Origin of the sequence: Kiloniella spongiae (genome assembly GCF_001026905.1) — a bacterium.
GTDB lineage: Bacteria > Pseudomonadota > Alphaproteobacteria > Kiloniellales > Kiloniellaceae > Kiloniella > Kiloniella spongiae.
On the sequence record NZ_LAQL01000033.1, the window covers coordinates 1 to 6,168 of the forward strand.

At 45.8% G+C, this 6,168-nt stretch carries 6 protein-coding genes; all 6 read left to right on the forward strand.

Annotated elements, in window-relative coordinates; all coding sequences use genetic code 11:
* Positions 1-894, forward strand: an 894-nt coding sequence (locus WH96_RS21655) for an RHS repeat-associated core domain-containing protein (protein ID WP_053006197.1), incomplete at its 5' end; no start/stop codon positions are given.
* Positions 895-915: 21 nt separating this feature from the next.
* The gene (locus WH96_RS20680; RefSeq protein ID WP_047766152.1) at positions 916-1,155 is read left to right on the forward strand and encodes a DUF7336 domain-containing protein; all 240 of its coding nucleotides are present in this window, start codon (positions 916-918) and stop codon (positions 1,153-1,155) included.
* A 33-nt stretch (positions 1,156-1,188) separates the two neighbouring features.
* Positions 1,189-1,404 carry a hypothetical protein gene (locus tag WH96_RS20685; RefSeq protein WP_047766153.1) on the forward strand — a complete coding sequence of 72 codons (216 nt, stop codon included), beginning with the start codon at positions 1,189-1,191 and terminating at the stop codon, positions 1,402-1,404.
* Positions 1,405-1,606: 202 nt separating this feature from the next.
* Entirely contained in the window at positions 1,607-1,870 is a 264-nt protein-coding gene (locus tag WH96_RS20690) for a hypothetical protein (protein WP_047766154.1), read from the forward strand.
* 356 nt (positions 1,871-2,226) lie between these two features.
* Positions 2,227-4,533, forward strand: coding sequence for a type II secretion system secretin GspD (gene gspD / locus WH96_RS20695; RefSeq protein ID WP_053006198.1), 2,307 nt, complete (start codon positions 2,227-2,229; stop codon positions 4,531-4,533).
* A gap of 130 nt (positions 4,534-4,663) precedes the next feature.
* Positions 4,664-6,168, forward strand: a 1,505-nt coding sequence (locus WH96_RS20700) for a SpvB/TcaC N-terminal domain-containing protein (RefSeq protein ID WP_047766155.1), incomplete at its 3' end; no start/stop codon positions are given.

Sequence of the window (6,168 nt, forward strand, 5' to 3'; positions counted from 1 at the left end):
GAACTCGGAAGGTTTTTATCAGCGGATCCGAATATTCCTGAGCCTACAGTTACGCAAGACTTTAATCGTTATTCTTATGTAAGGAATAACCCACTGTCTTATACTGATCCAACGGGTTTCAAAATTTCTGATGATGTACCAGGTGGGGGCACTGGGTATGAAGGAGGAACTTCTTTTGGTGGTGAATCTGGCGGGACACATGGACCAGATGACGGATTCAGACCAGGGAATTCAGTAAATCGTAATAACAGAGATTTCCCAACAATTCCTGGGTGCAGGGATTGCTACAAATCTTCAGATGGCTTTGGTTATGATGTGATGCAACCTACACCCGATGGTGGCTTTGCAGATATGCGAGGAGCATCCTTTGGCGATTGGAGAAATCTTAGAGACGTATGGGATGACTACGACAAATATCAAAGATCCTTAGATGGCCGACAAGAAGCTTTTGCATTTGCTGCACCAGTGGTTGTATTTTTTCTTCCAGAATCTATATTAGCAGCTATAACAGGGCTTAGTATAGGTGGCAGTATTGGTTTGGGGCTTGACGTGATCGTTGGTGAGGCACCATTTATCTCAAAACCAATCATAGATACTTTAATTCAAAACCCTCATGCAACACCTAGAACTGTACAGCAAATCCGAGAGCAAACATTTGGGTTCGGATTTTTTCATAGCGAAGAATACAAGGAGCCTGTTTCTGGAAAAACAGGTAAGGAGGCTGCGAAGGATGTTCCCAGTTGGGCCAAGGGGGAGCGTCCGAAAAAAAATCAATCAGGAAAAAATTGGGCTAAAGATCTCTTAGATAAAAAATACGGAAAAGATAATTGGGGTAAAGGACCGGGAAGTGAATTTAATAAGATTAAAAAATATGGTGATAGAGGGTTTAAATAGCAGTAATATCGAGAGACTTTTGTGAAAAATAAGAGTGATTTTCGTATGACAAAGTTATTTGTTTTGTATCACGTGGAAGAAGTTGATGATTTTCGCGAGCGAGTTAAAACATTAGGTGTTTTTGATGATAAAAACGAAGCTGTCAAAGCAAAAAGACTATTAATGCTCAAGTCTGATTTTTTAGGTAAGGATGAAGGTTTTTTGATTGATTGTCTGGAGTTAAATCATACAAACTGGAAAGAGGGTTACGGAATTAATTGAATAATAAAATATATATTTTATTAGAGGAAAGAAATGGCTAACAAGGTATATATGTTGTTGCATACGAGGGTTTCAGATCGTGGGAATAGTCAAAAATTAATAGGAATATATGATACAGAACAAGCGGTTGAACAAAGCCTGAAATTAGTTTCAGATCAAAAAGGATTCATGAATGCTCCTGAAGGGTTTCATGTGCAGGAATTTGTAATAAATCAGATAATAAATGATGATGGAGAAGTATTAATTTAAGTATTGTGTTTTCTTAATTTTATCCTCTTTTGAATTATTATTTCTTTAGGATGTGAAACCCCTGTGGCTTCATCCTCTGAAATGAAGTATCGATAAACTCTAATATAACCATTACCCTTTTAATATTTCAGGCACTCCCACGAGGAGTGAGTTCTTTGGGTCCACTTTACCACTTACAGATATCGCTGCCTTTGAGAATGCTTTGGATGATCAGTTGGTTGATGCGGGTAAGCTGGATATTGCTAGTTTACAGCGGGCAAAGACGGTTCAGGGGGAGGCCGGAGAGTCTCTGAACGCGCTGGTTTCAAAGCTGGGCCTTGTGGCCGAGCGGGATTTGGCGGAAGTTCTCGTCCATTTGTTGGACTGTCCGCTGGTAAGGAAAGAAGGCTTCCCCACCGAGGCACTCTATCCCGAACGCTTTAATGCCAGCTTCCTCAAAGGCGTCGGGGGCGCTTATCCTCGGTGAAGATGCTACCAGTATCTTTGTTGCTCTTTGTGATCCGACACAAGGTTTTGTGATCAATGCCCAGCAGTTGGCGACGGGAAAAACAGCTCTTTGTATCTATTTACACATTTAGCATTCTTACCTCTTATGGAGAGGTAACATTAACTGATTTTCCTGTTCTTTTTTTGGGAATCTGTTAAACAACTAATGGTTTTGTCTCGTTCGAGCTTGCCTCTTAAATATATTTTGGTGAATTTATTCTGGCCTGTTTTCAGGTCTAAAGATGCCGATCGTTGATCTGAGTTGTCAGGTTCGATTGTTTTTGGTGGTTGTTTGCAAAGCACTGCGGGCGTGCTTTGCCTGGGGGAAACGGGTTTATGGTGCAGTTGTTTGGGGGAAAAATCCGGACATTTGGGTTGGTGTTTTTGGTATCGGGATTTCTGGGATCCTGTGTTCTGGATGATACATCTCAAAGCAAGAGCTCTGTCTTAAATACCGGTACAGAACAAGAGAGCGCTAACGTCGCTGAAGCAACGGCGACAAATACTAAAAGCCAAAAGCCGCAAGATAGTAGGCCAGAAAGTGATGCCCCGAAAAGCGATACCTCTGAAAGCAATGCCAAAGAAAACGCGAAAACCGCGCGCAAGCTGAAAACCTCTGCCGAAGAGTTGGCCCAAGATACATTAACGGGTGAAACAATAACCGGGGAAGGTGAGCCAAGCCGGGAAAACCCCTTGCCGGGGGCCGAGTTTTATCCCGGAACCGGGGTTTTTGTTACCGGGTCTCAGAATGCAGATGTCGGATATTTTTCCAACGGAACCCTTTCCCTTAATCTGGTGAATGTCGAAATTGCGCAGGCTGTTGACCTGATCCTTGGTGATACGTTGGGGGAAAGCTATATTGTTGACCCCGCCGTACAGGGAAACATTACCGTTCGGACCGCACGCCCCGTTTCCAGTGGCGAATTGATCAGCACCCTTGAAACAATGCTGGAACTCAATGGTGCAGCACTTCAACACGACGGGACGCTTTATCGTGTGGTCAGCAATGACAAAGCCAGCAGTTCCATTACTTCCCCTCGCAATGTGAATTCCGGCCAAGGCTTTGGACTTTATCTGTTACCCCTACGCCATATCTCTGCGGAAGAAATCAGGCCAACCCTTGTCAGCATGATCAGTGGCGGTGGAACCGATATTGCCATTGATAAAAATCGCAATCTCCTGCTTTTTTCCGGTACGGCAAATGAAGCGGTTGAATTGACACGTCTTGTCGAGACCTTTGATCTCGACTGGATGCAGGGCATGTCTTTTGCCTTTGTGCCTTTGTCGATTACAGATCCTTCTATCGTTATTGAAGAGCTGGAAAATATATTCGAGCTTTCGGATGGTCCGCTCAAGGGCGTTATCCGCTTTGTAGAGATCGAGCGCCTGCAGGCGATTTTGGTGATCACGAAACAGCCATCTTACCTGCCGAAAATTCAGCGGTGGATTAAGCGGCTTGATCGCGGTGGCGAAGGTCAGGGACGCCAATTGTTTGTCTATGCTGTCAAAAATACCGTGGCAAAAGATCTGGCCAGTATCTTGAGTGAAGTCTTTGCTGATAGTGGATCAGGTGGATCTAGCGCTGGTCTGTCTCTATCGTCTTCGATAGTGGCTCCGGGGCTGGAAAGTGTGGCCTTGGACAGTGCAGGCGGAACCGCTGATGGTGCCAGTGAAGCCACAAGCCCGACAAGTCGATCCCTCTCACTGCCCGGTACCGGTACAGGTAATGAGGATAACGGGCAGGTAAAGATTATTCCGGATGAGAAAAACAATTCACTGGTGATACTGGCAACCCCGGCTGAATACAAGATGATTGAAGGAGCCTTAACCCAACTTGATATTCAACCGGTACAGGTTCTTATCGAAGCAACCATTGCGGAAGTAACACTGAAAGACGAACTACAGTTCGGGTTGCAGTGGTTTTTCAAGAATGGTAACAGCACGGGAACCTTTTCGACATTGACCAGCGGGGCTGTGTCTTCTGCCTTTCCCGGGTTCTCCTATGTTTTTAATAGCGGTGATACTCAGGTTGTCTTTAATGCGCTTGACGAGATTTCAGATGTAAACGTTATTTCATCGCCACAGTTAATGGTGCTGGATAATCAGTCTGCGCGGCTTCAGGTCGGGGATCAGGTACCAATTGCCACGCAATCAGCGGTGTCGACTGATACGACAACGGCCCCCATTGTCAACACCATTGAACTGAAAGACACAGGGGTTATTCTTGAGGTTACACCAAGGGTGTCCTCATCCGGTCTTGTGGTTTTGAAAATCAAACAAGAGGTCAGCGATGTGGTATCAACAACGACATCTGATATTGATTCTCCAACCATTCAGCAAAGATTAATTGAAAGCTCGGTTGCGGTATCAAGCGGTGAGACAATTGCCTTGGGCGGGATCATTCGCGATCGTCAGGAAGAGGGATCTTCCGGCCTGCCGCTGGTGTCTGAAATTCCTGTGCTTGGGTATCTCTTTAAAAATACATCAGAGAAATACAATCGCACAGAGCTTCTGGTGCTTATCACGCCAAGGGTTGTTCGTAATGCCCAGGAAGCAAAAGATGTAACCGAAGAGTTGCGGTTGAGACTATCGCGGATAGAGCCACTTGATGATAAAATTAAGGCAGGGAACACACTTCCCTGATTTAGTTGAATTGCTTGACACGCATAGCGTGTTTCTATTCCTGTTGCCGAGTTCTCGGTTTTGACAAACGCCGGTTTTTAGTTCTTGGTTTTTGAAAGTTTTCAGGTTTGATCTGGGGGGATCATCATAAATGTTGTTGCTATCGCGTTTACGTGTTGCTGGGTCATGTCTGACGAAGTTAAGTCTGACGGGAATATGCTTGGCTGGAAGCCTCAGTGTCTCTTTTGTTGGCGGTGCTTATGCCCAGACGAGTAATACAACAACAGTAGCCGGCTCTCTTGAGGGGGAGTTTGCAGTTGATGATAGCGGAGCGGCAACCTATTCCATTCCGATTTCAGTGCCGCCCGGGATTGCGGGTAATGAACCGCGTCTGACTCTGTCCTATTCCTCTCAGGCAGGCAATGGTCCTTTGGGTGTTGGCTGGGGGCTTTCAGGTCTTTCTGCGATAACTCGCTGTGGTCAACGTCTGGTCCCCCACGGCAAGATCCACGGTGTTGATTTCTCTGCAGCTGACCGTTTCTGTCTGGATGGTCAGCGTCTGGTTGCTGTCTCTGGAGACTATGGGGCAGATGGCACGGAATACCGTACCGAGATCGAAAGTTATGCCAAGGTTATCTCTAACGGCACCGCCGGCACAGGCCCCGAAAGCTTTACGGTCTGGAGCAAAGGCGGTCTGGTTCTGGAATATGGTGCCACAGATGACAGTCGTATTGAAGCGATCAAGGCAGATGGCACAGCGCGTTCCGAAGCGCGGATCTGGGCACTGAACAAACAGTCTGATCGATCAGACAATGCTATCACCTACAGCTACACCGAAGATCAAAGCAACGGCTCATACCGTATCAACCGGATCGACTATGGCGGCAATATCTCTGCGGGCACCACAGCCACATCCTCAGTGCGCTTTATCTATGAAGACCGCACGGACATCCGCACTTGGTATCAGGCTGGTGCCAAGGTAACACAGGACAAACGTTTGGCGAATATTCAGACCTATGAAGCTGAGACATTGGTGTCTGATTATAAGGTGAATTACGATTATGGCGGCGAAGCTAGTAGTTCTCGCACTACTTCTATTCAAATCTGCAATACTGTTAATGATTGCTTAAAACAAATATGGCTTAAGTATTCAGTAGTAAAGAGTAGCAATGGTTCGTTTGAGGAACCCATAGTTTGGTCCCGTTCGGGGAACTGGACAGGAAGCGTTCCACATCTTGGTGATTTCAATGGTGATGGGTTAACAGACGTTGCGGCTATTTATATGGGAACAGGCGGGGCTCAGATAAACTTAATTTCTTCAGATAGAAATCAAAATGCTCTTGTGAAATTAGTAACTTCTCGCGGACATGAAACATCCATCAGTTACACACCATTAACTGATAAGTTTGTTTATACAAAAGGCAGTGGTGCTGTTTATCCAGAGCAGGATTATGTTTCACCTTTGTCTGTTGTTCAGTCAGTTGAACGTGATGATGGTATCGGGGGTAAGCGTAAAATTGAGTACAGCTATGCAGGTGCCATGGTAGATGTGAAGCGTGGATCGTTTCTGGGGTTCAAGCAGATCACATCCAAGGATGTACAGCGGGGGACAGAGACCATTACCAATTATCGTCAGGACTGGCCCTTTGTGCGCCG